The organism is Thomasclavelia sp. (genome assembly GCF_047249845.1).
Lineage (GTDB): Bacteria > Bacillota_I > Bacilli_A > Erysipelotrichales > Coprobacillaceae > Thomasclavelia.
In genome coordinates, this window is record NZ_JBKTWO010000015.1 from 21,920 (window position 1) to 47,969 (window position 26,050).

The 26,050-nt window shown below is 31.3% G+C and carries 33 protein-coding genes and 2 tRNA genes; 2 read left to right on the forward strand and 33 right to left on the reverse strand.

Annotation, left to right across the window (positions count from 1 at the left end; genetic code table 11):
- Positions 1–3: 3 nt before the first annotated feature.
- The gene (locus ACLR9T_RS05650; RefSeq protein ID WP_413108558.1) at positions 4–972 is read right to left on the reverse strand and encodes an RluA family pseudouridine synthase; all 969 of its coding nucleotides are present in this window, start codon (positions 970–972) and stop codon (positions 4–6) included.
- Between the two features lie 216 nt (positions 973–1,188).
- On the opposite strand from ACLR9T_RS05650, the gene ACLR9T_RS05655 reads away from it, so the two are divergent.
- The gene (locus ACLR9T_RS05655; RefSeq protein WP_413108559.1) at positions 1,189–1,722 is read left to right on the forward strand and encodes an NUDIX hydrolase; all 534 of its coding nucleotides are present in this window, start codon (positions 1,189–1,191) and stop codon (positions 1,720–1,722) included.
- Positions 1,723–1,849: 127 nt separating this feature from the next.
- Here ACLR9T_RS05655 and ACLR9T_RS05660 read toward each other — a convergent pair whose 3' ends face one another.
- The 6 genes from ACLR9T_RS05660 to ACLR9T_RS05685 all read right to left on the reverse strand — a co-directional run bounded on the left by ACLR9T_RS05660 (position 1,850) and on the right by ACLR9T_RS05685 (position 4,698).
- A complete protein-coding gene (locus tag ACLR9T_RS05660; RefSeq protein ID WP_413108560.1) occupies positions 1,850–2,272 on the reverse strand; it encodes a DUF3788 domain-containing protein in 423 nt (140 codons plus the stop codon).
- 44 nt (positions 2,273–2,316) lie between these two features.
- Positions 2,317–2,739, reverse strand: coding sequence for a hypothetical protein (locus ACLR9T_RS05665; RefSeq protein WP_413108561.1), 423 nt, complete (start codon positions 2,737–2,739; stop codon positions 2,317–2,319).
- A gap of 44 nt (positions 2,740–2,783) precedes the next feature.
- Positions 2,784–3,347, reverse strand: a complete 564-nt coding sequence (locus ACLR9T_RS05670; protein WP_413108562.1) for a YdeI/OmpD-associated family protein — start codon at positions 3,345–3,347, stop codon at positions 2,784–2,786.
- Between the two features lie 536 nt (positions 3,348–3,883).
- Positions 3,884–3,960 (reverse strand) — tRNA-Asp (locus ACLR9T_RS05675).
- 7 nt (positions 3,961–3,967) lie between these two features.
- Positions 3,968–4,058 (reverse strand) — tRNA-Ser (locus ACLR9T_RS05680).
- Positions 4,059–4,236: 178 nt separating this feature from the next.
- A complete protein-coding gene (locus ACLR9T_RS05685) occupies positions 4,237–4,698 on the reverse strand; it encodes a holin family protein (protein WP_413108563.1) in 462 nt (153 codons plus the stop codon).
- A gap of 1,288 nt (positions 4,699–5,986) precedes the next feature.
- Between ACLR9T_RS05685 and ACLR9T_RS05690 the strand changes: the two genes are divergently transcribed.
- The gene (locus ACLR9T_RS05690) at positions 5,987–6,244 is read left to right on the forward strand and encodes a hypothetical protein (protein WP_413108564.1); all 258 of its coding nucleotides are present in this window, start codon (positions 5,987–5,989) and stop codon (positions 6,242–6,244) included.
- A 215-nt stretch (positions 6,245–6,459) separates the two neighbouring features.
- Here the strand turns inward: ACLR9T_RS05690 and ACLR9T_RS05695 are convergent, their stop codons facing one another.
- The 26 genes from ACLR9T_RS05695 to ACLR9T_RS05820 form a co-directional block, all read right to left on the reverse strand.
- Positions 6,460–6,771, reverse strand: coding sequence for a hypothetical protein (locus ACLR9T_RS05695; RefSeq protein WP_413108565.1), 312 nt, complete (start codon positions 6,769–6,771; stop codon positions 6,460–6,462).
- Between the two features lie 16 nt (positions 6,772–6,787).
- The gene (locus ACLR9T_RS05700) at positions 6,788–7,057 is read right to left on the reverse strand and encodes a hypothetical protein (RefSeq protein WP_413108566.1); all 270 of its coding nucleotides are present in this window, start codon (positions 7,055–7,057) and stop codon (positions 6,788–6,790) included.
- A gap of 138 nt (positions 7,058–7,195) precedes the next feature.
- Positions 7,196–7,390, reverse strand: coding sequence for a hypothetical protein (locus ACLR9T_RS05705; protein ID WP_413108567.1), 195 nt, complete (start codon positions 7,388–7,390; stop codon positions 7,196–7,198).
- Positions 7,368–8,078: an AP2 domain-containing protein gene (locus ACLR9T_RS05710; protein ID WP_413108568.1), complete on the reverse strand. Its 711-nt coding sequence runs from the start codon at positions 8,076–8,078 to the stop codon at positions 7,368–7,370. Before ACLR9T_RS05710 ends, ACLR9T_RS05705 begins: the two co-directional genes overlap by 23 nt.
- Before the next feature lie 9 nt (positions 8,079–8,087).
- Complete coding sequence (locus ACLR9T_RS05715; RefSeq protein WP_413108569.1) at positions 8,088–8,276, reverse strand: hypothetical protein; 189 nt, start codon at positions 8,274–8,276, stop codon at positions 8,088–8,090.
- Between the two features lie 46 nt (positions 8,277–8,322).
- The gene (locus ACLR9T_RS05720) at positions 8,323–8,769 is read right to left on the reverse strand and encodes a hypothetical protein (RefSeq protein ID WP_413108570.1); all 447 of its coding nucleotides are present in this window, start codon (positions 8,767–8,769) and stop codon (positions 8,323–8,325) included.
- Between the two features lie 183 nt (positions 8,770–8,952).
- A complete protein-coding gene (locus ACLR9T_RS05725) occupies positions 8,953–9,879 on the reverse strand; it encodes an N-acetylmuramoyl-L-alanine amidase (protein ID WP_413108571.1) in 927 nt (308 codons plus the stop codon).
- Between the two features lies 1 nt (position 9,880).
- Positions 9,881–10,144 carry a hypothetical protein gene (locus tag ACLR9T_RS05730; protein WP_413108572.1) on the reverse strand — a complete coding sequence of 88 codons (264 nt, stop codon included), beginning with the start codon at positions 10,142–10,144 and terminating at the stop codon, positions 9,881–9,883.
- A gap of 1 nt (position 10,145) precedes the next feature.
- On the reverse strand, positions 10,146–10,415 hold the full coding sequence (locus tag ACLR9T_RS05735) for a phage holin (protein ID WP_413108573.1): 270 nt from the start codon (positions 10,413–10,415) through the stop codon (positions 10,146–10,148).
- A gap of 89 nt (positions 10,416–10,504) precedes the next feature.
- A complete protein-coding gene (locus tag ACLR9T_RS05740; protein WP_413108574.1) occupies positions 10,505–11,557 on the reverse strand; it encodes a phage baseplate protein in 1,053 nt (350 codons plus the stop codon).
- Positions 11,558–11,568: 11 nt separating this feature from the next.
- On the reverse strand, positions 11,569–12,609 hold the full coding sequence (locus tag ACLR9T_RS05745) for a Gp37-like protein (RefSeq protein WP_413108575.1): 1,041 nt from the start codon (positions 12,607–12,609) through the stop codon (positions 11,569–11,571).
- Positions 12,610–13,464 (reverse strand): phage distal tail protein, encoded by an 855-nt coding sequence (locus ACLR9T_RS05750; protein ID WP_413108576.1) that lies wholly within the window; start codon positions 13,462–13,464, stop codon positions 12,610–12,612. It lies immediately after the preceding gene.
- A gap of 4 nt (positions 13,465–13,468) precedes the next feature.
- The gene (locus ACLR9T_RS05755; protein WP_413108577.1) at positions 13,469–15,646 is read right to left on the reverse strand and encodes a tape measure protein; all 2,178 of its coding nucleotides are present in this window, start codon (positions 15,644–15,646) and stop codon (positions 13,469–13,471) included.
- An 11-nt stretch (positions 15,647–15,657) separates the two neighbouring features.
- A complete protein-coding gene (locus ACLR9T_RS05760; RefSeq protein ID WP_413108578.1) occupies positions 15,658–16,212 on the reverse strand; it encodes a Gp15 family bacteriophage protein in 555 nt (184 codons plus the stop codon).
- Positions 16,209–16,544, reverse strand: coding sequence for a hypothetical protein (locus ACLR9T_RS05765; protein WP_413108579.1), 336 nt, complete (start codon positions 16,542–16,544; stop codon positions 16,209–16,211). The genes ACLR9T_RS05760 and ACLR9T_RS05765 overlap by 4 nt, the downstream gene beginning before the upstream one ends.
- 2 nt (positions 16,545–16,546) lie before the next feature.
- Positions 16,547–17,074, reverse strand: coding sequence for a hypothetical protein (locus tag ACLR9T_RS05770; RefSeq protein WP_413108580.1), 528 nt, complete (start codon positions 17,072–17,074; stop codon positions 16,547–16,549).
- A 412-nt stretch (positions 17,075–17,486) separates the two neighbouring features.
- Positions 17,487–17,834, reverse strand: a complete 348-nt coding sequence (locus tag ACLR9T_RS05775) for a hypothetical protein (RefSeq protein ID WP_413108581.1) — start codon at positions 17,832–17,834, stop codon at positions 17,487–17,489.
- On the reverse strand, positions 17,834–18,223 hold the full coding sequence (locus tag ACLR9T_RS05780) for a hypothetical protein (protein WP_413108582.1): 390 nt from the start codon (positions 18,221–18,223) through the stop codon (positions 17,834–17,836). Before ACLR9T_RS05780 ends, ACLR9T_RS05775 begins: the two co-directional genes overlap by 1 nt.
- 13 nt (positions 18,224–18,236) lie before the next feature.
- Positions 18,237–18,581 carry a hypothetical protein gene (locus ACLR9T_RS05785; protein WP_413108583.1) on the reverse strand — a complete coding sequence of 115 codons (345 nt, stop codon included), beginning with the start codon at positions 18,579–18,581 and terminating at the stop codon, positions 18,237–18,239.
- Between the two features lie 22 nt (positions 18,582–18,603).
- Positions 18,604–18,732, reverse strand: coding sequence for a hypothetical protein (locus ACLR9T_RS05790; RefSeq protein WP_413108584.1), 129 nt, complete (start codon positions 18,730–18,732; stop codon positions 18,604–18,606).
- Positions 18,732–19,571 (reverse strand): hypothetical protein, encoded by an 840-nt coding sequence (locus ACLR9T_RS05795; protein ID WP_413108605.1) that lies wholly within the window; start codon positions 19,569–19,571, stop codon positions 18,732–18,734. The genes ACLR9T_RS05790 and ACLR9T_RS05795 overlap by 1 nt, the downstream gene beginning before the upstream one ends.
- Positions 19,572–19,614: 43 nt before the next feature.
- Positions 19,615–20,196: a phage scaffolding protein gene (locus ACLR9T_RS05800; RefSeq protein ID WP_413108585.1), complete on the reverse strand. Its 582-nt coding sequence runs from the start codon at positions 20,194–20,196 to the stop codon at positions 19,615–19,617.
- Positions 20,197–20,346: 150 nt separating this feature from the next.
- Complete coding sequence (locus tag ACLR9T_RS05805; protein ID WP_413108586.1) at positions 20,347–21,408, reverse strand: phage minor capsid protein; 1,062 nt, start codon at positions 21,406–21,408, stop codon at positions 20,347–20,349.
- 33 nt (positions 21,409–21,441) lie between these two features.
- Entirely contained in the window at positions 21,442–21,645 is a 204-nt protein-coding gene (locus ACLR9T_RS05810) for a hypothetical protein (RefSeq protein ID WP_413108587.1), read from the reverse strand.
- Positions 21,645–24,662 (reverse strand): hypothetical protein, encoded by a 3,018-nt coding sequence (locus tag ACLR9T_RS05815; protein WP_413108588.1) that lies wholly within the window; start codon positions 24,660–24,662, stop codon positions 21,645–21,647. Before ACLR9T_RS05815 ends, ACLR9T_RS05810 begins: the two co-directional genes overlap by 1 nt.
- Complete coding sequence (locus ACLR9T_RS05820; protein ID WP_413108589.1) at positions 24,659–26,050, reverse strand: hypothetical protein; 1,392 nt, start codon at positions 26,048–26,050, stop codon at positions 24,659–24,661. Before ACLR9T_RS05820 ends, ACLR9T_RS05815 begins: the two co-directional genes overlap by 4 nt.

Consider the following 26,050-nt stretch of genomic DNA (forward strand, 5'->3'; position numbering starts at 1 on the left):
TATCTAGAATAAACTTTTTTCTATTTTTTTAAACAGCTCAGGCTCAAAACAAACGATTTCTTTATCTTGCAAATAATCCAATACCCCAAATGTCTTAACAAATTTTATTTTATAAGCATGTAAAAGCTGATTATTTAATCCAAATTGTTTTTTCATACACTTATTAAGTTCAAAATCTCCATATTTACGATCTCCAATAATCGGATGATCAATACTTGCAAGATGCACTCTAATTTGATGCATTCGCCCTGTTACTAAAGTTACCTCTACTAAACTATAATCATGATTAGATTTTATTGGCTCAACTAGCGTTTCCATCGTTAATGCACCAGGATAATTTTTATTAACCAATTTTACTTGTGCCTTATCTTCAAGTTTTACTATATAACCTTTAAGATTACGTTTTTGGTTTAGCCTTCCTTTACAAATTGTCAAATATGTTTTTTTTATACAATGTCTTTGTTTGATCATCTCATTCAATATTTGTAATGCCGCCAATGTTTTACCAAAAATCACAATACCACTAGTATTACGATCTAAACGATGTACTGGCCCAGGCATAAAAGTATTTTCACGACTTAAATCCAGCTCATTTTTCTCAACCAGATAACTTAAAACCTGATTAGTTAAAGTATTGATACTTTCATTAACATCTTCATGTACAAGTAATCCAACCGGTTTATCTACTATTAAAACATGTTTATCTTCATAAAGAACTTTAAAAGTCTTAGCTACTTGATATACATTTTTTACAGTCGTAAATTCTTGAAATTTATCTTCATACAAAAACAATTCAACAAGATCATTATTTTTTAATATATATTTTTCATCTACTTTTTTTCCATTAACCTTAATATCTTTTTTTCGAAACATTTTATAAATAAAATTAGTTGGTGCATTAACTAATAATTTCTTTAAATATTTATCAATTCTCTGATTAGCATCATTTTCAGTTATTCTAAGCTCCTTCATCTATATCACCGCTAATCATTATACCAAATTTTATAATAAATACCTACTTATTTTAATGAAACCCTTTACATTTATTGGTTTGGATGCTATAATGACATTGTCAAGTGAAGATATTTCGCTTTACATACCCCCTATTATCACCCTTACGTGAAATAATATAAAAAAAGTATGCACCCCCGCATACTTTTTTTGTTATAATTCAACTGAGGTGAAACTATGGAAAAGAAAATAGATAGCCATTTAATTTATGATGGTAAAATTATTAAAGTCTACAAAGATACTGTAAAATGTGAAAATGGTAATGAAGCATTTAGAGAAGTAGTAAGACACAATGGCGGGGTAGGGGTTTTAGCAGTTGTTGATAATAAAATTCTACTAGTAAAACAGTATCGTTATCCTAACGCAACTGATACTTTAGAAATTCCCGCTGGCAAACTAGAATTAGATGAAGATACTAAGATTTGTGCTTTACGAGAACTAGAAGAAGAAACTGGATACAGTGCTAAAAGCATTAGTCAAATCGCTAAATTTTTACCGACACCAGGCTATAGTGATGAATGGTTATATGTATATGAAGCTAAAGATGTTTTCAAAGTCGAAGATCCACTCAACTGTGATGAAGATGAAGAAATTGAAGTTATCACTATGGATATAGATGAAGCATATCAAAAAGTTGTATGTGGTGAAATTTTCGATTCTAAAACAATGATTGCAATTATGCATGCTTATATTAATAAAAAAGACATTTAATTTAAACTACTGAAAAAGTAGTTTTTTCTTACTTAAATATATGCACAGTGTATCGATATAAAATTTATCTTATTTTAAATAAAAAATCAGATTCTCACTTTTTTAAGCAAGTTTTCTGATTCATTAATTAATCTTTTTTATTATTTATTTTCATTTGTAATAAAGTTTTAATATCTGTTAAATATTCTATTGATTTCACTTGGTAATGAATCCATCCCCCATTACCACAAGGATACCTATTATCAATTAGTTCTTTTGTATAAATTGACATATCTGGATAAAGCTTTTCAAACTGTTCATCACTCAATCTAATCATAATAGTAAAAGCTTCTTTTTCAGCAAATATATCACAAATATGTCTATTCTTTTTATAATACTTTATCCCCCATCCATAATTATTACCATAAGGAAACCTTATTAATTTATCTAATCCATCTATACTCATTATAAAAGCATCTAAGTCAATTAACAATTTTTTGCATCTTCCACAATAAGAAAAAAACTCCTCCCATGATGGTTTATTATTTTTATCCAACATTCTTTCAAACATATTTACACCTCCTAATCAATTACTATATAACCATATATCTCATTTTAGCAAACAATTGCTTTTAAACAAGCTTTTATCTCTTCTAACTTTTCAACCGCTTGATCAACTTGTATTTGAGCCTCTTTAATTTTTGATTGAACCATCCAATCAGCAACAATTCCATCAAAAAAATAATCAGCAAGCTTTAAAAAATCATCAATTTCTAAATCTACATCAATAACTTCATTGACATCAAGAAGTTCTTTTTTTAAGTTCTTAATTGAGTCTTTAGCCATCATCAAAGCTTCCTTTGCATCATCCATTTTTCCATGTTTTATCATTGTGGCAAAAAAACCGCCTCCCAACATATCAAAAACACCCCAATTACCAGCACCACGTAAATATTTCTGCGCTTCTATTAAATGATCTAAAGTATAATTAACAGCCTCAATAGCCTCATCGATTTCTTTTCTTTGATCAAATTCCATAAACAATCTCCTTATAGTTAACTTAGTATTTATTAAATAATATATCACATTGGTTTTAAGTTCTTTTTTAAGCGATCAATAATCCATGTTAATCGTTTAGTGCGTCCATTCTCCGTTTTAGCATCTAAATAAGCTCTAGTATATGTCCTTTTAACTGATAACGACATATTTTGAAAATTATCATAAGCACTTTTATATTCTTTTAATAATTCCATCAACGTTTCAATTTGTTTATCTGTAATATTAGAAGGTTTGCTAGCATTATCCCACTGCCCATTTTCTCTTGCTTCATTAATTTTAACTCGACCAAGATTGCCCATTAATCCTTGTTTTTCTAAACTAATTGCAAGAGATTTATTTTTTTGAGACCACTTGCTATTTTTTCTACGTACTGAAAAATATTTCATGTATGATTTATCATCAATACGTTTCATTACATCATCGATCCATCCAAAGCAAAGTGCCTCCTCAAGTGCTTCATTTGCTTTTAGTGTTTCTACTTCCTTAGTTTTTCCAAAACCTAGCCAAACCCCTTCACTTGTTGAACAATTTTCTATCAACCACTTTCTAAAATCATCACGTGTTTTAAAATATAATGGTTCAATCATCGGATTACTCCCTTCTAATGATTTTTAATCTTTTAATAATACACCAAACAAATAATATTAAGAGCTTCAATTATTATTTACAATTATCAAATATAACGTCTAATCTTATTCATATATTCTAAATACTCACTTCCAAAACTTTCAATACACCATCTTTCCTATAACAGGATAACAACTTGAAATATTATAACAATACCACATATATAGTCCAAAATAAAACTACCTGAAAAAATCTATTTTAACATTGAGAAAATATAAATAAATAAAATCATAATATTTAAAATCTGATATACCTAATATACTGACCTTTTTTCCAAACATTGTGAAAAATAGGCAGCACGTTGTAATGCCCCCTTATTTACAATATATAAAATTCCAAATCTAATTAGTAAAAGTGGTCTCAATAATAAAAATTCATTCATATTTATCCCTATATAAACCTTCTAACTTCATATTACTGCATTATTTAATTACTAACAAGAAATATCGTATATAAACAAAAAAAACAACCCTTCAAAGAGTTGTAATATACTTATTGGCGGTCTGGACGGGACTCGAACCCGCGACCTCCGCCGTGACAGGGCGGCATTCTAACCAACTGAACTACCAGACCATTTAAATGGCGGAGACAGAGGGATTTGAACCCTCGCGCCAGTTTCCCGACCTACACCCTTAGCAGGGGCGCCTCTTCAGCCTCTTGAGTATGTCTCCGTTTCCTCAACTGCCTATATATAATATCATGTTTAAATACATATTGCAATACATTTTTTAATTTTTCATTGAAATCATTATCTTAAATTACTGATATTTCTAAATTATTCTGTTTATATCATATTTTTTTATTTTACGATTTTAAAAATTTTTTTGTCTTAATTAACGATATTTATAATTATTTCTGTTCTTTTTGATTTACTAATTTATTGGCTACTTCTAACCCTTTTGTCAATACTGCCGGAACATTATATCCAGCTTCTACAAAGTTTTCTACAATACTTCTAAGTTCATTTATAGTTAAAGATGCTAAAACAAACCACCCTAACAGTCTAGTCACACCTAAATCAATACCTAAAGTTTTTCCGATTTCTACAAATGTAACTGAAGCTAAAAAAGCAATCAAAACCATCAACCAATAACCCAACTTTTTTAATACTCCTTTAAAACCAGTTACTGAATTTACTTTATTAGTCATTACTGCTTTCATCCATCCAGTTATAAGATCAATGACATTGAATAACAAAAATAAAGCAAATAAAATCCAATGCTCCCCAAAAATAAAACTCAAAAACGCAACAAAAGCACCTATTACTGCATTATATGAATCAATATACTTTAAATCACTTAATGTATTCATTTAAATCCCTCCTTTTATTATTACTTTATGTTATTCTCTTTTATTTGGTATAGACGCTATATGGTATTATTTAATTAAAAAACAGTCAATTTCTAATAAATATATGTCGCACTTTCTTTAGTAACTATAATATGAAAATGTAACATTGATCATCACATAATAAAAACGTGTATTTAAAATATTTCGTATATCTTAAGTTCACGCCATTGTTTATGAGATTAATTTTACATATAAAGAAAATACTATAACAATAAAACACTATAAAATTAGTTTTGTAACAAAAAGTCCAAAAATATAAAGTACCTAAAAAAATAAAAAAAGATAACTAACAATAACTTCTAAAAAGACTTTTAATGAAGTATATAATGAATCTTTAGATATAGGAAGTTCTCAATATCAGGCAAATACAATTTATGAGACAAAGAAATATTATACTATTTTGAAAAAGAATCGGGAAGATATTATACATTAAATCAAAAATCTAAACTTGATTATAAAGCTTCAAAATCAAATCGGGGTAATAATTAATCTGTCTCAAGATTCAAATCCAAAAGTTTGGAGTATATTGAAATTTTTGTTAAGTTTATAAAGGATTAAAAAAGGAAGGCTCGAATGAAATTTAAAAGTTCCAATGCAATTATTTCTCTAACTAATGTTTTAAAAGATATTATAGTTCAATAGTTTAGCGAAAACACATATAACAAAGTTGTATATGATGTTAATAGTAATAATATAAATCCCAACATTAAGACAAGATGTAAAGAAAATAGCTAATTAAGAAAAAGGACATTTATATATGTTATCGCATCTTTGCTACTTGTCTTGTTAATTGAGGTGTAAATATAAAACAACCCAGGAATTAATGGAACACAGTAGTTTCAATACAACAATAATTTTATATACACGTGTTGATAATAAACATAAAAAAAGGGATTAAACAAAATTTTTAACGATTGCGTGCATGGGGTTATTCATAAATAAAAAAAGCCCCGATTTATCGGAACCTCTTGCTTTTAAATGGTCTCCCCTCACGGTCTCGAACCGTGGACCCTCTGATTAAGAGTCTGTGTTTATAAATCTCTAAAACCTCTTATGTATCAATAATCTTAGAAGTTTATTTTTTGTTTTGACTACCATTTTGACTACTTTAATCATTAATGAGTAACTTATTAAAGTTGTTGCAAACTCTTATCTATTAAATATATAATGTTTCGAGAAAGGATGGAAAATGTAAAACTTAATATAAAATTGAATATATTTCTTTAAATAAAATAAAGGAGTATAAAAGATGAACAAAATAAACTTAGATGAATTAAATGATTTAATCTTCAAAAAAGGAAAAGAACTATTAAATAATTTAAACTATGTAGAAGACGAAGAAGAACAAGAAGATAAAAAAAGCGGTATGATACTGAATGATAAATATTATAGTTTATATGATGAAAATAAAAATTTGATTGATATGGTATCTTATGTTCGCGCATGGGATAGTCCAAAAAAACAATCTTTATTATATAGTTATTGGGAAAAAGTTGAAATTGAATAATTTAAGCACCTATTTGGTGCTTTTTTTTGTTATTAGTTTGGATAAGCATAACTTACGTATACATCTAATAGGTTATAATGCTCTGGATTATACATTAAAGACAGTTCTAGCGTAATCCGCAAACACAAGACCACGTAAAAACAAAACCGTTTTTAATTTTTTAGTTATCATTTTTATACACCCCCTTATCTAATGATAGTGTTATTAAAACACTACTAAAAAGGTGTGTAAAATATTGTTTCCAAGCTTGGTGCTACAAAGTAAGAATAATTATTGTACTTTTCTGCAATATCGCTTAATTCTATAAATTTATTAATAATAATATTATTATCTCCTCCTTTTCTTTTATAACTGTTATATAAATTATCGACCATTTTTTTAGGTCTTAATGGTCCCCCGCATTGTGTTTTTGTAAATAGTCTTTCCAATTCTCTAAGTGTTTTTATTTTATCTCCATATAATTTAGCTACTTCTTTTAATACTCCATCAAACTCTTTTACAAATTCTTCATAAATTTTGTTTTCCATTTTTCTTTTCTCCTTTTTAAATATTGCTTAATTCTACATAATTTATTTTACTGTTGTTCCAATATTTAGACATACCATTAGTTGTATAATATGCTCTTGTTTTACCGTAATTTTGCCATAATTTGAATTCAAAATCATAGCATTCACTAATTCCATAATAAGCTCTTATTTGAGCTTCTTTTTTAGCCATAGCCCAAGCCATTTTTAAAGCTTTGCTTAAACTAACACCCCATTTTTTAATACATTTCCAAGCGTTTTTGAATAATTGTGATCTATTTACTTTCATTTTCCTTATCCCTATGAGTTTTTTAACTCCCTTTCTTACCTTACACCTATATTATAAAAATATATAGTTATATTGTCAATACTTTTTTTGTAAATTTATGTAAATAATTCAACAAAAAAAAGCCTAGGTCTAAATGATCTAGGTAATTTCTTTATGTTTGTTTTGCATATCCTCTCTAATCAATTTTTTTATGTATCCCATTTTGCTAGGGGTTACATTTTGTAAATGTTCTATAATATCTTTATCAGTGTTTTTATTCAGCTTTACAAGTACGCTGGTTGTGTTTTTTTTATCGTACTGATTGCTTGCCTTAACTTGTGCTTTGGTTGCCATTATTATCATCCTTTACTTCTTTATCATTAAATTCATTATAATACCATTCGAGAAAATCGTCAAACAAAGCCTGTTCTGCGACTTTTCTAACTTTTAATGCTTCACTAAAACTGTGATACCTACCTAAATAATAAATCTTTTTTTTAAATGTTATTGTTGCTTTCCACATTCCTCTTGGTTTGTCATATGTAACCCCACTGTGAGGATTTTTTTTAGAACGTTCCAACGCTTTAATATCAGTATCGTTTATTCTAAATTCATTACGTTTAGCACTTGCTTTCTTCATGTTATTACTCATTGTTTCTTTTTGCAAGCATCCACAACTTTCAATCTCACCTTTCACTAATCTAGACTGACTTACATATAACATTTTCCCACAGTTACATTTACATAACCATATAACAGAGCCATTATATTTATCACGGTCTTCTGTTGGTTTAATTGCGGTCAATCGTCCAAATGAATGATTAGTGATGTCTATTCCTTTTTTATAATTATTCTCTTTGTTATAGCAACCACAGCTTACTACTTTCGGATTATTCAAAGTGTCAGAACGCATCCACTTTTTATTGTGACAAATTGGACAGACTGAATAAAAATAAGTCCGTCCATTTTCACGCTTGTAATCTAAGATTTTAAATCCTTTGACCGTTGTTCCTATACGATCTTTTGCTAAAATTCTAACCATTTTACCACCTTAATATTTACAGTACACATCAAATTCTTGACCATCCACTGTTTTGACACTGAAATAATTATATGATGGGTATCTACCAGAGTATCCCATTATTTCAACCCCAACAATTTCTTCATGCTCTTCAACAAATTCAACTTCATCTTCTGTTAATATTTCTTTTTCTAATAATTCTTTTAATCTTGCATCCATTTTATTTCTCCTTTTCAAATCTTTAAATGTCAATAGTAATTAAACTTTAATATTCATATGTCCATATATCAGTTATAATCTTGTTTTTATCTACGCTAAACAAGTATTGAATCCCAAATGGTTCATTTATATATGCAATATAATCATATCCTTTGTTTTCTGATTTTTTAGCAATGACTTGTTTGTCTGTATAAAATGCACATATTACATCTTCATAATCCCACTCTTGACCAATCAACTCTTTAAGTTGTTGTTCTGTTATTTGTTCCCATTCTTTATTATTTTTATAAATCTCATAGTCATATTCATCAATTTGACAAAAATTACTGTTAATCAATTCATTTAAAACAACTCTACAATTGATATTTTTACCATTTTCATAATCATGATAACATTGAGATTTTAGATAATTAAACATATCTATTGCATCAGATATTGTGTTGAATGATTCTTTATCACTACTCAAGATTACCTCATAAACTTCTTTTCCCATTTTTCTTCCTCCTTGATGTTCTGCCCCATCTCTTACCTTACACTTATATTATATAACTATATAGTTATATTGTCAACTGTTTCTGGCAAATAAATGAAAAAAATTTTAAATAATTTAACACAAAAAAACCTAGATCATTTTAAGACCTAGGTTCGAATTTTATATATTACCGTTTACATAAATTTATAATATCTTAATCTCGATAGCTTCTAACTGTAACCCTTGTCCGACACTTCCTAATGTACTAATCCCATCCGCTTTAGTCCAGCTCGACCACCCCACATTAGCTTGGTGAACTCTATACATTAAATTAGCATTTGTACAGTTTAAACATAAACATTCCAACGCCTCGGATTTTCCGACAGTTCCGATTACTGTGTTATTGTCTATTTTCCCGTAATCATGCCATCCCTCATTTGCAATATGAGCTTTAACGTATAAATCTAAATTAGAATATCTAGTGTCGATATGGATTGCTTCTAATCGTCTATTTTGTCCGACTGTACCGCATGTAGCACCATCGCATACCGCATCATTCCATCCTAAATTTTGGACGTGTCCGTTATATGCAATTTTAGGTTTGCTAATATTAAGATTCATCCCTGTTAACCCTTTAACAATCGCATCTGCCATTCTATCTGCATTATATAAAGATGCATCAATCTCACTGTCACAAAAACAACACTCAATTAAGATAGCTGGTGCTTTTGTCTTTTTAAGCACGTATAAATCGGTTCTCTGTTTTACACCGCGGTTCTTAAATCCTAATTCCGCTATTGCATTACTAATATTTTGCGCTACCTCTTGTGTTTTGTTAGAATATTGTAAAATTTCAACTCCATGTCCCTCACCGTTTGAAGCATTAAAGTGGATACTAATATCCAAATCAGCAGTATGTGCATTACATTTTGAAACGATGTTTTTTAGAATTTCATTCTGTGTTTTTCCCTTATCATCGGTACAGTCATATACAGTAAAATTTAAAGAACGTAATTTAGATATTACAATATCTTTTACCTTTCTATCCTCTGTAGTTTCACTAAAATATCCATATGCGCCACTAACGTTAAAATTATGACCGCCATGCACATTTAAAATTTTTAGTCTCATTTTATTTCTCCTTTTCTAAATTAAATATTCTTAATTCATGTCTATCTATAATTTTTTCTGTCTGTTGTTGTCGCTCTACAACTTTATCTAATTTATCACTGTGCGCGTCTAGGCGTCTATCTTGTCTGGTGTTATCTTCTATTATCTTTTCCAACAAAGTATTCATACGAGTGATATTTGAGTTTAATTTAAGCATCGGGGTGACAAAACTTATTATTGCCACCCCTCCAACAACAACTGAACCTATCATTTGTATTTCGCTCATATTATTTTTTACTTGGTTCGTTGTATTCTAATGCTCTTTTACTGTCTTTAACACCACTTGTGGTAGGATCATTAATTGCATTCCATACACTAACCGCAACTAAGCTAAGTACATAAGGGTTAGAAATTGCTTCTAATAACAATCTTCCCAACGCTCCCCAAGTTGTTAAATCTTGTGCGGTTAATCCTGCATAAGCTAAAACAGGTGTTAAAATAGCAAGAATAATTTGAGCTATAAATACAGGGTTTTTTAATCTAACTAACCAATTCATTTAATCACTCCTTTCATTAAAATTATATCATTTAAAGAGTTTGCTAATTTAAAAAAAGGCACTTGAAACGCACCTTTTAAATCTTTAAATTAAGCTGTTCTTTTCCACATATAACATGTTATATATGGTTGTAAATTGTTATGGGGTTGATCGCCTCCGATGGCATCACATTGAAGTTGGTATTGACCTGTTCCGCTAGATGGATAACCCGCTATTTTACTGTTACTGCCTCCGCTCGTGCTTCCCGTCCATGCGTTTGTTACTTTTGGTTGGAACGTCGGAAGTTCTTCTAATGTTAATGCATGTTGCTTTTCTCCGCCTGTTTTTTCTACTGTATTAAAACTACTATCACTTGTATCTACACCAACTGGAACTCTACCATTACCCCAGCTGATCCAAGTACCACCAAACAAAGTTTTTGGATTAATATTATTTGTACTAATGTATATAGAGCCTACAGGATATATTTTATTCCAAATATTATCAATTTGTTTTTGCAGATTTCCCGCAACATTTTCATTCATTATATTTTTAATTGTATCAAACCATTTTAAAAATTCTTCCTGTTCTGTATTTTTAAATTCCAACAAATCACTTTTAATTTGGTTGTAAAAAGTTGTTGTATCTATACTTTTTATAGTATTTGATACAATACCGCAATATTCACTGTTCAATCTCAAATCTGTTATATTTGACTGATAAACTGTTATAATATTTGGTTCTAGTGTTACTTTAGCAACAACCAAATCATAGATTGTTTCATTCCTAATGAATACAGGTAAATTATTTCCGATACTGCTTAAGATTTTAACAGAAGTAGCGCGTACATTGTGGCTATCATCGTGCCTAACAATAACCGCTAAAGTTACAGTTGTATTGCTTTGTATGTATTCTGTTATGTTTATTGTTTGATCATTTTCCAGCTCTGCATATACACCGTTAATATTTGCACAACCAGCCTTTACTATAATATTTTTACCATTCGCCAAGACTTGAAACCCTGTACTTGGATTAGGGAACACTCCTGTCGTAAAATACTTGCTTAATAAATGTCTGTATAATTTACTGTCAATCGCCCTGTCTAATGTTACTGTTTGATCTTCTCCAATCGTCATTAAACTGTCGTATGGAAATGCTAACATGTTAATACCTCCTATTTTCTTAATTTCTCATATTCTGTTATTATTTTGTCACCAATTTCTAATTCTATTGTGTGTTTCCCCTCCTTGAATACTTCATATACAGCTATTATTCTTGCTTCTACCGCTAATTCTATATCATTTATAATTACATCACATTTAGTTCCTAAATCATAATCGGTCAAATACTTAAATGTATCACCGATTACATTAAAGTCTATGTTAACGATACGTTTATAATCTTCTAACTTTTCAAGCCCGTTTTGATTTAATTCTAGCTTGTACTGCTCTAAAGTCTGTTCTTTATTGTTAAAGGTTGTGTTTCTGTCGTCGACAAAAAGTTTTTTTATTCCCTCGTGTGAACTAGAACGAATATCAACGATTATATTAATTCTTTCTGCACCCTCACCGCTTCCCGCTACTACTGCATAGTTTTTATAATTGCTATCATCGACATATACTATAGGATTTTCGATGTTTCCCCACTCGCTAGAGAATGTTGTATAAGCTTTGTTTTCGCTTGCCTGTGTTTTATCCTCTCCTTTATAAAATTCTAAATATATATGTTGTTCTTCGTAGTTATATGTTACTCTGTAGGACATTTCCTGTGTTTTTAATATTTCATACAGTTTCATTCCTAATTCATCGCCTGTTGCTTGAAAATCAATTTTAGAGCCTATACATAGTGTTGTTATATCGTATAGTCTCCATAAATCATCAATTTCAACTTGGTATTTTTCTATCATTGTTTTTAATACCGCAGTTATTTCACCGCTTCCATAAAATGTTGGGTAAATAATCGCGTTATCTAATACTTTTTCTAAAAAATAACCCTGTATTTCAACTGTGCCATCATTTTTTACGGTAGTTTTATTAACTATTCCTACCTCTTTTCTTTCATCGCATGAAATGTATTTTATGTTGTTAGTGTACTGTTTTTTAGGCATTGTTATAGCATAATCACCGCATTCATGATATTTTCTATTCCACTGTACTATAACAGGGTTAATAATTCCTATAAGCTCAAATCCTATATCTAACGCTCTAAACTCCATCTATAAACCTCCGTAACGTTTATTAAAATATACTGTAACGTCCATTAAATTAGCTCCCGTTTGAGCATCATACGAAAAATCATTACTCCCTATTTCTATTTTAAAATTTGTAAAACTTGATCTTCTGTCTGTTTTACCTATTACATTCGTATCATTTAGCATTACCTGTGCTTGATCATTTGTCAAATCAATTGTTAATACATCATTGGTTTTTAATATGTCATTATATTTAATATACTTATCATTTATCATTACTTTAGGATTGGTTATTTCTCCGTTTGCATGGATCACAATTCTTGGATATGTATATATATCACCATCATTTTCGAGTATTGCGCTTTGTGCATACTTTAGAACACTAAAAACAAAACCCTTGTTCACTATAGACGGTAGAGGAAATCCAAACTTAGCATATCTTTGCCCGATGTTTTGACCAAATTCATCAGCGCTTAACAAATAAGGCTGGGGGCTTAATATCGTTACTGTTAGTGTTAAAAAATCATAAATATTTTTAGTCGGCAGTTTATAAGCATACAAATAACCGCTAAATTTTCTCTCTACACCATTGTAATTTATAAAAACATCAAATACCCTCTTAACACCAAAAAAGCTCCTTAAACGCTCTCTCATGGAATTATTTAATGCTCTGTTTAACAAAACCGCGGTTATAGTTCTATCCTTTTCGCCAACTGTGGTTGATTGATAAAACGAACCGTCGTTATACGCTTTTTTATGTGTTGTTATTAGAGGGTTTATATAGTCAAATCCCTCTAATCCGTCACTTGGAATTTTCCAAGTTTCACCATCTATAAAAAATTCCTCATTATCATCCCTAATAAATTTTACTGTTACCATTCAATCACCCCACCATGCTATACCTTTGTTCTAAACGTAACCGTCTTGCTAATTCGTCACTTGTTTCTACAGGCTGGTTAATTTCGATGTATTGGTTATTTGTGGTGTTTGTTGTTGTATTTCCGCTACTAAAATATGGCATTGCCATAGAACCTCCGACACCATAACCAATATCATTAATATTTTTCGAAACTGTTAAATTAGCCACTTTTAAACTCGCTTCCATATCTTTTATAGATTTAGGCATTTCATTTTCAAACCCAACTGCTATACCTTGTGGTAGAAATTTACCGACCAAATCACGCAATACATGAGATGGAGACTTAATACCAAAAAAGTCTTTAAACCCATCAACTACACCGTCACAAAATCCGCCAATTTTACCGAATAACCAGTCTTTAGCTCCCTTTATACCTTCCCATAGACCTTCGACAAGCCATTTTCCTACATTCTCAAGTGTTTTAGGTAATTCCTCTACTTTTTCTTTAATTGTGTCGACTAAATTTTGCGCGCCCTCTAATCCTTTTTTTACCATCTTCGAACCCCAATCACCAACACTTTTTACCGCTCCTATAATAGCATCCCAAATTTTACTTGGTAAAGTTACAAACCATTCTACAATACCGTTAACAAACTCTGTCACTACCTCTATGCCTTTAGCGATAATATCTCCGCCCCACTTGGCAATATTTGTATAGGCATTAACGAGCCATTCCCAAATTCTGCTTGGCAGAGTTGCAAACCAATTAATTATCTCGCCTATAAAATTCGGTATTGTTACTGTTGCAAAATTCCATAAATCCAGCCCCCACTGTACAAACTGCGCAATTACATAACCGACCATATACCCTATATAATAAGGTATCTTTTGGAAAAACTGTATTACACTGTCTATCCATGCTGGTATTGTCTGCGTGAAAAATTCAATAATACCGTTCCACATATTAACAAAGAAAGTTTTTATGCTTTCTACAAAACCGCCAATAAATTCTATAAACCCGTTAAATGCTTCGGGGATAGTTTTAGTAAAAAATGATACTATTGAGTTTACTACATCTTTAGTGATCTTTTTAACTTTGTTCCAAACGCCCATCCAAAACTTTCTAAATCCATCGCTTGTATTCCATAGATATAAAAAGCCAGCAACAACCGCCATTATCGCTCCGACTATAAGAGCGGTTTTGTTTGATGTTAAACTTATAGCGATTTTTAACAATTTCAATCCAGCAGTAACAATTTTTGTTGGTGCATCTAAAGCAAATAATGCAATCCTATAAGAAACAAACCCCGATACAAGAGCCACTATATACGGTGTAGCTTCTTTAATTATATTGGCTATTGCTTCTATGTCGATGTTTTCTATAAATTCTATTACACTTGGCAAAATATCTTTTAATTTATCATTTACAATTTGGAACGCTTCACCTAGTTTACTTTTTACCGTATCTCCTAACGTTGATAATTTACCATTTAATGTTTCAGATTGCTTTTCCATTGATTGGAAATATTTTCCACCCTCACTGGTTGAACGTTCCATAGATGCGGTTATTTCGTCTACAGACATAGTACCTTTAGAAATGCGATCATATAAACTTCCCATGCTTTCGCCTGTGGTTTCGCTTATCTCCTGTAATGGGTTAAATCCCGCTTCTATCATTTGTTTAACATCTTCCAATAGAACTTTCCCCGCACTGCTCATTTGACCGTATGCAGTCGCAATACGGTTCATTTTATCGGAGTTACCTTGGGAAATATCACCTAACATTGTCATTTTTTCTATTGCGCCATCTGCGCTAAACCCATAATTCATTAAGAGCTGGGTTGTTTCTGCTAAACCTGTTAATTCAAAAGGAGTTTTTGAAGCAGTAGTTTTTAATGTTTCGACTATTTCCTTAGCTTTTTCTGCACTTCCTGTCATTGTTTCGAAACTTGTTGTATACTGTTCTATTTGTGCATTAAACTGCACCCCTTGGGTTAGTGCATCTTTAAAAAGATTAACACCAATATATGTCCCGACAACTTTAGCAACATTCTTCAAAGAAATTAAACTTTTCCCGTTCCCTTGAAGCCCTCTGTCCATATCGTCGGTGGCTTGTTTGCCTTTTCTCTTTAATTTATCTACGTCTTTATCAAAACCCGCGTGATTTACGCCTGTGTTAAACTCTAAAGTTCCATCCGTCATACATTCACCTCCTACTTAAAATAATCATCAAATTCTTTTATTTTTTCCTGTTCTTCCTGTGTTAACTTTGTTTTAAAACTCCATGCTTTTCTTTCTCTTTGCCAATACTTATCTTCTGTATCGTTTTTAGATGGCTTTTTATACCCTCTAGCTCTCTTTGCGTGTAAGAATATACCAACGTCCAAATCGTCGCATAATGCTTTAAATTTATGCCAGTGCATATCTGCTTCTAATAAATCAATTCCATATTGTCTATAAAAAGCACTATATATGTATTCGCCATCCAAATAATAATCAATTATTTTACCGTTTGTTTCATTTGCTTCATAATTGGGAGTTTCATTTGGATTATATAAAAACTGCATAATAGCATTGCTTAACTCTTCATTATATTTCGGTTCAATTTCAATTTTTTTATCTTTTACAAGATTTTCTATTTTAGCATTACCGTTGTCGCTTAACTCTTGCCAAAATTTTATCCATACTCTAAAGTCGGTATTTAATAAAATAAACTTACCTCCCACTTTTATCGAGGTTGGTAAGTCTTTTTTTGTTAAATCTATCATTTTTTCATGTTGTTAGCGACATTTGCAAGATTATCAAGCGGTAAATTTGATAATATATTGTTTATTTTATCTATCTGCGGTTGCTGGATCATATCATCGTACGCCATTACAATATCATTAGACAACATATTCAATTGGACTAAATCTACTTTATTTACATCTGTTGTTCCTAGGATTTCTTTAATCTTATCTTTTCCTAATCCTGTAACAACAAAATCCATCATAGCAGCATAAGCGGTTTTGGTTGATTTTGCATTGTTAATCGCTTCTATTTTATCGTTTAACGCCATTGTCTTTTTTGGTAGTTCATATTCAATATCATTAAAATACATATTTATTCTCCTTTTGTAAATGTTGGTGTTCCATCTGTCATTTTTGCAGTCCCTAACGTAATATCGCCAAAATTAAGCGTGAAATTAATCTTACCGTCAACACCGTTTAAATTATCATACATAATGTTTGCTTCTGTTTCCCATGCCTTGTAGCCTGTTGTTTTATCACCTTTAAACATAAATACAATCATAGCTTTAGCTTTTACTTCAGGCGATACAGGAAGATTATAGAAATTATCAAAGAAGTATTCAAAATCATCTTCACCTTGTATCATCACTAAATCCTGTGCTAAAGATACTTTGTAGTTCTTTAACAGTTCTTCGGGATTTACATTAGCGATAAAGTCAAATTCTTCTGTGTTTGCTTCTGTTGTTATCTCTAATTCTGTAGATTTTTTAATTCTTTTATAACCTGCGCCGTTACCGCTTGTGTCTATAAACAATGCGATCATATATTTTTTGATCATGGTACCAGCACCGACCTCGTCAGCAAATAATTGAATATTTAAAGGAAATTTAGTTTTTTCCATTAGTTAAGCTCCTTTCTGTATATAACCTCTATTGTAAAAATATATATCCCGTTCCGTTCTCCATTTTCAAACAAATACGGTACGGTAGAAAGAGAAATATTGTCACAATAGCGGTTGTTCTTTAATTGTGGCAGTTCGCCATTATAATTTTTTTCACTAATCCAGTCTTGAAATTCTTCAAGAAATTCATCATATTTTTTTCTCAAAATTTTATTAGTAACGATTTTTTTAGCTTGAAAAGTATAATATTCGGTTCTTTTTTCTGAACCGTCTATGAATGTTTCGATAATTGAATCGGGTTCTTTTGCTAAAGCATAACTTGTTTCAGTGCTTAGTACATCTAATTCTATCTCGTCACTAATTTTAAAATTTGGGTAATTATTTAACCATTTTATTAAACTTTCTTTAACTGTTATTTTGACCAGCCCTTTCTTTTAAGCCCCTGCAGAATAGCTTTAGCTCCTCCATTTTGCATACGACGTTTAAACCACTTATTGCCACGAGGTGGACCTCCTGTAAAATTAGCTTTTTTGTAATACCATTTCTTGCCGTAAGGCGCTTTTCTACCGCCTTGTCTAATTACCCCGCTTCCGATTTTCGTTAATTCATCGGCAGTTTCTATTAAAGTTCCTTTATCTTTTGGAGTATAAGCGGACATTAGCCTTATAACATTACTGTCGATATACTTTTGTACTTCCTGTCCTTTTAAAAGTCCTCTGTCACTCTTTAACTTCTTATTACTGTTAATTTTAAAACCCATTATTTACATACCACTTTCCAATGTTGCAGATAAGGAACTTTTGTATTATCTGCCACACTTTGTATGACGCCTATATCATCATAATCACTTAATAAATCTTGATACAGTAATTCGTCTATATCCTCTTTGTATTCCCCTAGAATGATCAAATCTTCGTTATTGGGGTTTAACGTCCAATAATCTTTAACTTTATCACTTGGGGTAAGACGATATTTATTAGGCGATAAATAACCGTCTTGAAACAATATGGTTACAGAAAAACAATCCAACATCTTTATATTACTGTTTTCAATTGTTTTTTCTGTTTTCTTCTTCCACATACAGTTATTTAAAACAGTTTTGTTAAACGATACTTGTTTGGTTATATGATCTACATGCTTGTTAACCACAGTTACGGTTTGTTCAAAAACGAATCCAGCCACTTTTTTTTAATGCTCCTAACCAAGTGTTAAAAATCCGTTCTAATTCTTCCTCTATTTGTTCATTTGTTTTTCGGATATATGAAACCGATAATCCGTCGTTCGATACGCTAGACTTATTACCCTGTGTTTCTAATTCGCATTTGTAGTTAATAACATTGCATATACAGTCTTTAACTCTTGTTAATTCACTTTCATTCAAAGTGTCAACATCTTTTATTAACCTGTCTGTTGTTAGTACTGTACACATATATACCATTTTATTAAAATCGTTATTAATTAATTTTGGAAAATGGGAGTTGTAATACTCCCAATCTAAGATATTCATATTACACCTCCCAATTAATTTACTATTCTTTTTTAGGCTCTTCGGGCTTTTTAGTTTCTTTAGGCTCTTCGGGCTTTTTAGTTTCTTTAGGCTCTTCGGGCTTTTTAATCTTTTTTACAGGTTCAGGAATAAACCCAACAATCTTCCCCATTAAGATACCCCCTTGTGAGAACATCTAATACCAGCAGTTTTATTTTCGTAAACATCAACAATACCGTATTTGCGGTATTTTTGCATATAAGCATCACTTGTTTGATTATCTTCGGGACGAATAATGTTATTCGCAATATGCTTACCATCTTTAATAACCGCTGATTTTTCTACAATAAGAAAGTTTAGATCACTAGCTCCTGTAGCTTTTTTATATCCACCTTTCATATTGTTGTCTTTGTCCGCTTCATCATTTAATAATTCAATGGCGCTATACATTCTTGACTGTGGTGTTTTCTTTACCGATGCAAAATCATCTAAAACTCCTTTGTCTTTGTGCTTGTCTACACTTCTAGCTAATCTTAACAAAGTAGGGGTAATAAACAGGTGTCGGCTTTCTGCTGGTACTTCGTCCTCGTCCATTTCGCTTTGAATAGCTCTTAACGATTCTAATACCTGTTCTCCTGTTGTTAATGTTTCTGTTTTTGCTTTTGTATCTTCACTGGCTAAAGCGGAAATTGTAACCGCATCCGTTTCGGGCGCTACTTTAGTTCTCATAAATTCAGCTCCCAAACGTCCAAATGATAATTCGATTGTTTCCTCGTTATCCATTGTATCGACTTCAAATTTAATTCCGCGGTCATAGTTATATTTAAGTGTTTCCCACTCTAATTTAACATCACCTTTAGAGTAACCACTGTTTCTTGAATAGTCTTTTAAACCATCCATGCTTAATTTAGCAACTAAAATTTCATTTGCGTTAGCACCAGCTCTAACTGTTCCTGCGTCACTGTCTAATACGCTTGTTACCGACGCTTCTTTGTAAACTTCGTCCAACATTGGGACATAATTTTTAGATAATGTAATATTATTTGGCATTTATTTAATCTCCTTTCGTGGGTAACCCCATTGCTTCACGCAACTGTTGATCATGTAAATCTAAATCTGTTTTTTCGACTTTTCCACCAGCGTTAATAGTATCTACTTTTTTTGCTTCGGGTTCTTTAAATAACATAGCCTTACTTTCTACAACCGTATTTAAAGCATTGTCTAAATCGCTTTCTTGATTTTTACTTGTTAGCAGATCATCTAAATTAAACTGTGTAATTGCTAAATCTATGTCTAAGCACCCTTTTTCTCTCAATTTGTCTTTTAATTTAGATGTTAAATCAAGACGATTTAAATTTTTTTGATATTCAGTTTCCTTAGTGTTTAACTGTTCATTTAGTGTGTCAACTTTTACTTTAAGTTCTTCAACGTCAACACCATCATAATTTTTTTTGAAGTCTTCAAAAGCTCCTTTAGTTTCTTCTAATTGATCGTTAGCCAATTTCAATTTATCTGCCTGTCTGTCGTAATCAGCAACGGTTTTGTAATTAGCTTTAACTTCATCATTAATTGCTTTTGTCTGCTCTTCTGTTAATTCAATGTTTTGTGATTTTAAAATCTCAATAATGTTTTTCATGTTTTTTTCTCCTGTCCTTACAATTTTAGTTAAAGGTGCTTGCCACCTTAGAGGCTATAATAATTATAACATTTGGTATTTTTGACTTTTCTAATAAAATGGCTTTTAACGTACCTTTTTGGCAACAAAAAAAAGGGTGTTATACCCTTGTTATTCTGTATATATCCTTGTTCTGTTAGTACGTGGATATGTATTGTATGCCTTGCAAAATTCTCTATACTCTTTCTGTTTGTATCTTAATTTTGCATTTACTTTTTTATCTGTTAAGTTATTTTTGTCAAGTAAGGCTTTTTCACGTTTCAAAGCGCGTATTTGTCGCTCTAAATATCTCATGTTCTGCTTTGCTTTATATCCGTCATATTCCTTTCCTTTAAAAGTAAACGGGTTGGTATTAATGTTTTTTAGCATTTCTTCGGTATACATTGGAGCATCATTTGGATCGGTTACAGGATAAGCAAAATGGTTACAACCGTAATCGCTTAACGAACCATTACCGTGAGAAATTTCTTCAAATGTTGGATAGTATTTACCTGTTATATCATATCGTTTACCCTGCCACACTTGATGGCTCGGTCTTGCGTCGGGATGTGCATCAATATCGAAGATTGTTATATCATTCTCTCTAGCAAATTGAGTTCTTATATCATGTGCAGACATTTTCTGTGCATATAACAGTTCCTGTCTAACATAAACATCTATATTTCTTATAGTGTTTTCATACGTAATAATTTTAACACCGCTATCACTCATTTTTTTAATTGCTCTTCTAACTATATTGTCTATTGTGTCTGTTCCGTCAACAACCGCTTTTATTTCACTGCTGCATAAATTATAAAAAAACTTTTCTAACTTTTGACCATCTAATACTAATCCTTTTGATCTTACATACTTTCTAATGTTTTTATTTATTTTCTTATCCCAATTTGAAATATTTTTAGAATAATGTTTTAAATCATTTTCTTTATCTAAATCTTTAATCACTTTTATGCTTGTTTTATTTAGTGCATCTAATGTACTAATGGTTATTGCTTTAACGAACAGACTTATTTCATTATCTGCGTTTTTGCGTATATTATTTAAAGCAATAGAACGTTGTTTTTGCGTGTCATTTTCTAATACTTCTTTAAATTCATTTAATACATTAGACATAATCGCGTATTCTAACGACTGTGCTAAATCTACACTTTCTTGTGTGTTTTTTTCATTATCCATTTTAACCACCTTTAAAAAATAGGGCTATACGCCCTAAATTGTTTCTATTCCTAATTGCGGACTAATAATTCCGTCCAACTTAATGCTAATCTCTTGGTACTCCTCTTGGCTAATTCTCTGCATTGCTACATACAGGTCCATTAGCGATTTTAAGTATTCTGCATACTCTACGTCTATCTGCCCCGCATCTTCCTTTAGCTTTATAAGCCTAAGCAACATATCGTAAGTTTTTAACATTATATACCTCCTTGTAATTTTAATAAATCCATGTTGTACTGTGTTTCTAAAGCAGACTGTAACTGCATAACCTCGAGATTGTTCTGTTTAACTTGCATGTTATAGATAACGTCCTTGGCATCTTCCACTTGTCCGCTAACTACTTTGTGCCATGCGGGCATATTTAGCTTGTAAGCGAACTCTAAAGGTACGTTGCTAATAATATGGGTTATAGGGTAGAACGTTTTAAGCGTCTTTAGTTTTTCTATAAGCTCGGGTTCTAAAGGTTCGGTGGTTGGGGTTTCTAAAGCATAATATATATACTCGTTTCCCGTTCCTTTTAGCGATTTTATGTATACGTCTAATTTTTTAGTTCTTTCTGCACTAGAATCGTTACTATTTATTCCTATTAACAAATTTGGCAAAGAAATATGTACTTGCTGGTAGTTTATGGTAATACCCGTTTTATCATAAAGCCAAACACTTTGTACATAAGGTAATATACTCGACATAACATTTTGGTGGTTTGGACTAGCTTTAGCATTAGAACTTACATTAAGGTTATAAAACCTATTTGTTGTGTTTGTATGGTTATAACTACCCGCATTATCTACCGAACTAACTGTTAGCGTTGTAATATCTTCTTTGTAGATATTATTTTTTCTTTCTAATTTATTTAAATCTATGGTATCTGCATAATCTCCGACTTTTAAAAGCGGGATTGCTAAAGTGTGGGTAATAACAGTTTCTTTGTAAGGTTCGTACTCGGTTGCGGTGTCGCCTTCTTCGATTTGCAACCATCCTAATACATCCCAAGTTTGATTTAGTTTTTCTTGGTTACTCGTTGCAATAATTATTTCAATTGTTCCATCTTCTGTTGATGTAATGTACCCCTTATTAACATTTATGTTTTCGTTAGTAGTATGCACCATCCAAAATGATGCAACTCCTTTTATCCATACATAACAGTTAGTACCTAAACCAACGGTATCTCTTCTAGAAACTACATACTTCGTACCAGGTTTAACACTTACTATAAATTTACTGTACCAGTTTCCAAGAGAAACATAATTGCTATAATCTTTTGCTAAAGTTTCGTTCAACAAATTCTTTCCGCATGCTTTTATATTTAGAACTTTTACAGACTCTATAGGAGATTTAATATTTGGACTTGGACTTGTTGTATCTTGGGAACTAATACCAAACTCGCTAGTATCGCTTTCGACATAAGGGATTTCTTCGACAATAGGAGTTTCTAAAGCATAATAAGCAACTGCGTTTGGATTATTAATATAATCTAAGAGAGCTTCTTTAGTGTGCTCTGCAACATTACTGTCTTTAACAATAACAGAAAGTGTTTTACCACCGCTCGTATTACCACCGTATATACTTTCTTTTGTATAATCGTAACTTTTGTAGCTTGGAAAACTGTTAGAATATATCTCACCGACGTGTTTTACAGTTGGGTTAAGTGGAGCGTAAAACCTTGTATAATCTGTTTTAGTATCGTTGTACACAAAATTTAGATTGTTTAAATTTACTTCTTGTATATTCCTTTCTATCCAACTTTTTTTATTAACGTGGTCCACGATTTTGTAGTCTCTAACGGTTGGTGCAACGTAAGAAGATAGTGATGAAACTCCTTCCGATATAACAAAACCATTATTTACAATTGCTAAATCGCTGATTAATGTTGAACCGTTAATTGTAACACCACATCTTACATATTTGCATTCGTTAGGTGTTACATAAGGTCGGCTATCAGTTTTACTAATAAATTCTTTATTTTTGTTATAAAAAAATATTCCCGAACTAATAATAGCGCCACTGTTAAATGTTCCACTCATGTATTTTGTATTTGGCTTTACTTTTATAAACCCAGATGAAGCGTAGCTTTTAAAATTAGAATTTAATACCCCGTTATCATCTAATAAACCGTTTTCAAATCCATACATTTTAATGTCAAATAGATTGCTACTTTCTTTTAAGCTCCTAAGTTCCACGACTTCTCCATTAACTGCTATTTTCTTACTAACAATCGGCACTGGTCTATCTGGAGTAGGGACAATATCTGTTTCTACTTTCTGTGTGCATTTACCGTAGATTTTCAAGTTTCTTAACTGCCCTTCGTCGCTATCGGAAATGGTAGCGTTCTCGATAAGAGGGCTAGACACGTACGGTTGTGTTAATTTAGTGTCGACTACATCCTCTAAGTGCTTAACCTTATCCACTGCTTGGCTAAGCTCCGTAGCCTTAGAGGTCGCTATATTAGCCTGCTCTGTAGCAACAGTTACTTTACCATCTATAGAATTATTAGCATCTGCAATCTTCTTATCTAGGCTGGTATTAGCATCTAACACTTTCTTGTCTATATCTGTGTTAGCTTTTTCTATTTTTGCATCTAATGTGTTATTGGCATTTTCTACATTAGAATTAAAGTTATTTACTTTTTCCGTATAATCCGCATTAAACGCATTAACTTTCTCTATAACATTGTCTAAATGCTCTTTAGCTTTGTTAGCGTTATTTAAAGCACTAGAAGCACTGCTGCTACTAGCTAATGCATCTTGTTTTACCTCTTTAGATAACTGTTCAAATTCTTCACTATGTTCATAGTCTTTTCCGTTTTCACCGTTAAATTCTCCCGCAACTAATTTTCTGTTTATTTCATTTGTTGTATCAACCATACGATCGTATTCATTTTTAAATGCTGGTGGCACAACCTCTTTTATTTTACTGCTTTGTGGAATAGATGTTTTTAAACTCATTTTAAACACTCGTCCATGAGCTATTAATTCGTTATCTATTTTATAATAAATTTGCCCTGTAAGGAGTGTTTTTTGAGTATATGTATTTGTTATTTCAAATTCGTTGTTTGGTATTGGAAACGCTTGATAAGATTGAGTATCTTGCAGTTTTAAATAATAATTACTGTCCTCTAATCCGTCAAATACAATTTTTGTTGCTTTGTGATCAAATTGATAGCCTATGTTAATTTCTTCCTCTACTGTAAAAGGGTTAATAACTATCTCTTTCATTCTTCGTCACCGTCCCCATCTTCTTTTTGTTGCGCATTATCAAGCCATGCTTGCGCTTCCTTTTTAGATAAATTATATTTAGTCATAAAATATTCTAATGTTAACTGTGGAATATCGAAAGATAAAGCGTCATTCCTCATACTTTCTGCTCTAGCTTCTTTGTCTACGATGTAAGTATCGTCAAAATCAATATTTATTTCATCATCTTTTAAATCTGTGTTGTATAAAGAATTTTTAAACCAGCGAATAGCTTTAACAATCCCGCTTATATACTGCTCTGCTTCAAATCTTTGTTTATTTACTTCTTGCATTGCATCTTGTCTAGAACCGATATATTCTGTTGCGGTTACTATCCGTCCATCTTCGAATGTGTATTTGCGCGTTCCGAATCCAAACATTAAAGACAACATACTTAATGCTAATTCCATGCTTTCTCTAACATCGTTGATCCTAACGACAGGGTTATACTCCTGTACCAACAAATCTTTATTTGGAAGTGAGCTGGAATCCACGTGCAAAAATATTTTTTTACATTCTTGACTTGGAAGCTCATATTTGCTAGTTTCAGAATTATATTTTCCTAACTCCTTAGACAAAAATACCATCTTATCGCTTTTGTCTATATCTCTAAACCACATATTAAATGTCATATCCAATATTTGCAAATGCGGTATAGCATTAAATAGTTTCGGTAATCCATATCCCGCCATTTCTTCTAAGTTATTAACCTCTGCAACTCTCATGATTGCAAAAGGCTTTACTTCTCCATATGTAACTGTTGTTTCGGTTATAAATTTACCGTTTTCATCAAAATAAGCAGTTCTACAGACATATTTTTTATCATTATTAAGTTTAAATGACACAATAGAATATTTAGAACCCTGTATGTCGTAACTCCCGCCCATAAAAGCACATTCTAATATATCGTTGTTTACGCAATTTAATATAACTATGTTCTTAGCTTCTACCCAATTTATAACTATCTTACCGCCTCTTATCTCGCCATTTTCTAGCAAATCAGCATTTTCTATTCTTAGATAAGCTCCTACTGTGCCCGCTGCACTCATTTGCTCTAACTGTTTACGATACATTACATCAAAGTTATTGCTTTTCAATACATCTAAAATAATATCATTATCACTTGTATTTGTTTGTGCATTTATCTCTATAACCTCACACAAATTAGCATCATCGGCGCATAATCTCTTACCCATGTTTAGTCGTTCAAGATCATATTTTACACCCGATATAGTTTCGCGTTCATGGAACTTTGTTTTTTTATTCCTGTACCATTCGTTAGCTAAGTCTATATATTCAAACGCTTTTGTGTTTACTTTGCATCCTAATTTATTTAGATACTGCACCATAAACTCTTGATTGTTTTCCAT

Bases quoted from the DNA above. Each gene is read 5' to 3' on its own strand.
- ACLR9T_RS05650 (WP_413108558.1), bottom strand. From the start codon at position 972: ATGAAGGAGCTTAGAATAACTGAAAATGATGCTAATCAGAGAATTGAT.
- ACLR9T_RS05655 (WP_413108559.1), top strand. From the start codon at position 1,189: ATGGAAAAGAAAATAGATAGCCATTTAATTTATGATGGTAAAATTATT.
- ACLR9T_RS05660 (WP_413108560.1), bottom strand. From the start codon at position 2,272: ATGTTTGAAAGAATGTTGGATAAAAATAATAAACCATCATGGGAGGAG.
- ACLR9T_RS05665 (WP_413108561.1), bottom strand. From the start codon at position 2,739: ATGGAATTTGATCAAAGAAAAGAAATCGATGAGGCTATTGAGGCTGTT.
- ACLR9T_RS05670 (WP_413108562.1), bottom strand. From the start codon at position 3,347: ATGATTGAACCATTATATTTTAAAACACGTGATGATTTTAGAAAGTGG.
- ACLR9T_RS05685 (WP_413108563.1), bottom strand. From the start codon at position 4,698: ATGAATACATTAAGTGATTTAAAGTATATTGATTCATATAATGCAGTA.
- ACLR9T_RS05690 (WP_413108564.1), top strand. From the start codon at position 5,987: ATGAACAAAATAAACTTAGATGAATTAAATGATTTAATCTTCAAAAAA.
- ACLR9T_RS05695 (WP_413108565.1), bottom strand. From the start codon at position 6,771: ATGGAAAACAAAATTTATGAAGAATTTGTAAAAGAGTTTGATGGAGTA.
- ACLR9T_RS05700 (WP_413108566.1), bottom strand. From the start codon at position 7,057: ATGAAAGTAAATAGATCACAATTATTCAAAAACGCTTGGAAATGTATT.
- ACLR9T_RS05705 (WP_413108567.1), bottom strand. From the start codon at position 7,390: ATGGCAACCAAAGCACAAGTTAAGGCAAGCAATCAGTACGATAAAAAA.
- ACLR9T_RS05710 (WP_413108568.1), bottom strand. From the start codon at position 8,078: ATGGTTAGAATTTTAGCAAAAGATCGTATAGGAACAACGGTCAAAGGA.
- ACLR9T_RS05715 (WP_413108569.1), bottom strand. From the start codon at position 8,276: ATGGATGCAAGATTAAAAGAATTATTAGAAAAAGAAATATTAACAGAA.
- ACLR9T_RS05720 (WP_413108570.1), bottom strand. From the start codon at position 8,769: ATGGGAAAAGAAGTTTATGAGGTAATCTTGAGTAGTGATAAAGAATCA.
- ACLR9T_RS05725 (WP_413108571.1), bottom strand. From the start codon at position 9,879: ATGAGACTAAAAATTTTAAATGTGCATGGCGGTCATAATTTTAACGTT.
- ACLR9T_RS05730 (WP_413108572.1), bottom strand. From the start codon at position 10,144: ATGAGCGAAATACAAATGATAGGTTCAGTTGTTGTTGGAGGGGTGGCA.
- ACLR9T_RS05735 (WP_413108573.1), bottom strand. From the start codon at position 10,415: ATGAATTGGTTAGTTAGATTAAAAAACCCTGTATTTATAGCTCAAATT.
- ACLR9T_RS05740 (WP_413108574.1), bottom strand. From the start codon at position 11,557: ATGTTAGCATTTCCATACGACAGTTTAATGACGATTGGAGAAGATCAA.
- ACLR9T_RS05745 (WP_413108575.1), bottom strand. From the start codon at position 12,609: ATGGAGTTTAGAGCGTTAGATATAGGATTTGAGCTTATAGGAATTATT.
- ACLR9T_RS05750 (WP_413108576.1), bottom strand. From the start codon at position 13,464: ATGGTAACAGTAAAATTTATTAGGGATGATAATGAGGAATTTTTTATA.
- ACLR9T_RS05755 (WP_413108577.1), bottom strand. From the start codon at position 15,646: ATGACGGATGGAACTTTAGAGTTTAACACAGGCGTAAATCACGCGGGT.
- ACLR9T_RS05760 (WP_413108578.1), bottom strand. From the start codon at position 16,212: ATGATAGATTTAACAAAAAAAGACTTACCAACCTCGATAAAAGTGGGA.
- ACLR9T_RS05765 (WP_413108579.1), bottom strand. From the start codon at position 16,544: ATGTATTTTAATGATATTGAATATGAACTACCAAAAAAGACAATGGCG.
- ACLR9T_RS05770 (WP_413108580.1), bottom strand. From the start codon at position 17,074: ATGGAAAAAACTAAATTTCCTTTAAATATTCAATTATTTGCTGACGAG.
- ACLR9T_RS05775 (WP_413108581.1), bottom strand. From the start codon at position 17,834: ATGGGTTTTAAAATTAACAGTAATAAGAAGTTAAAGAGTGACAGAGGA.
- ACLR9T_RS05785 (WP_413108583.1), bottom strand. From the start codon at position 18,581: ATGAATATCTTAGATTGGGAGTATTACAACTCCCATTTTCCAAAATTA.
- ACLR9T_RS05790 (WP_413108584.1), bottom strand. From the start codon at position 18,732: ATGGGGAAGATTGTTGGGTTTATTCCTGAACCTGTAAAAAAGATTAAA.
- ACLR9T_RS05795 (WP_413108605.1), bottom strand. From the start codon at position 19,571: ATGTTGGACGAAGTTTACAAAGAAGCGTCGGTAACAAGCGTATTAGAC.
- ACLR9T_RS05800 (WP_413108585.1), bottom strand. From the start codon at position 20,196: ATGAAAAACATTATTGAGATTTTAAAATCACAAAACATTGAATTAACA.
- ACLR9T_RS05805 (WP_413108586.1), bottom strand. From the start codon at position 21,408: ATGGATAATGAAAAAAACACACAAGAAAGTGTAGATTTAGCACAGTCG.
- ACLR9T_RS05810 (WP_413108587.1), bottom strand. From the start codon at position 21,645: ATGTTAAAAACTTACGATATGTTGCTTAGGCTTATAAAGCTAAAGGAA.
- ACLR9T_RS05815 (WP_413108588.1), bottom strand. From the start codon at position 24,662: ATGAAAGAGATAGTTATTAACCCTTTTACAGTAGAGGAAGAAATTAAC.
- ACLR9T_RS05820 (WP_413108589.1), bottom strand. From the start codon at position 26,050: ATGGAAAACAATCAAGAGTTTATGGTGCAGTATCTAAATAAATTAGGA.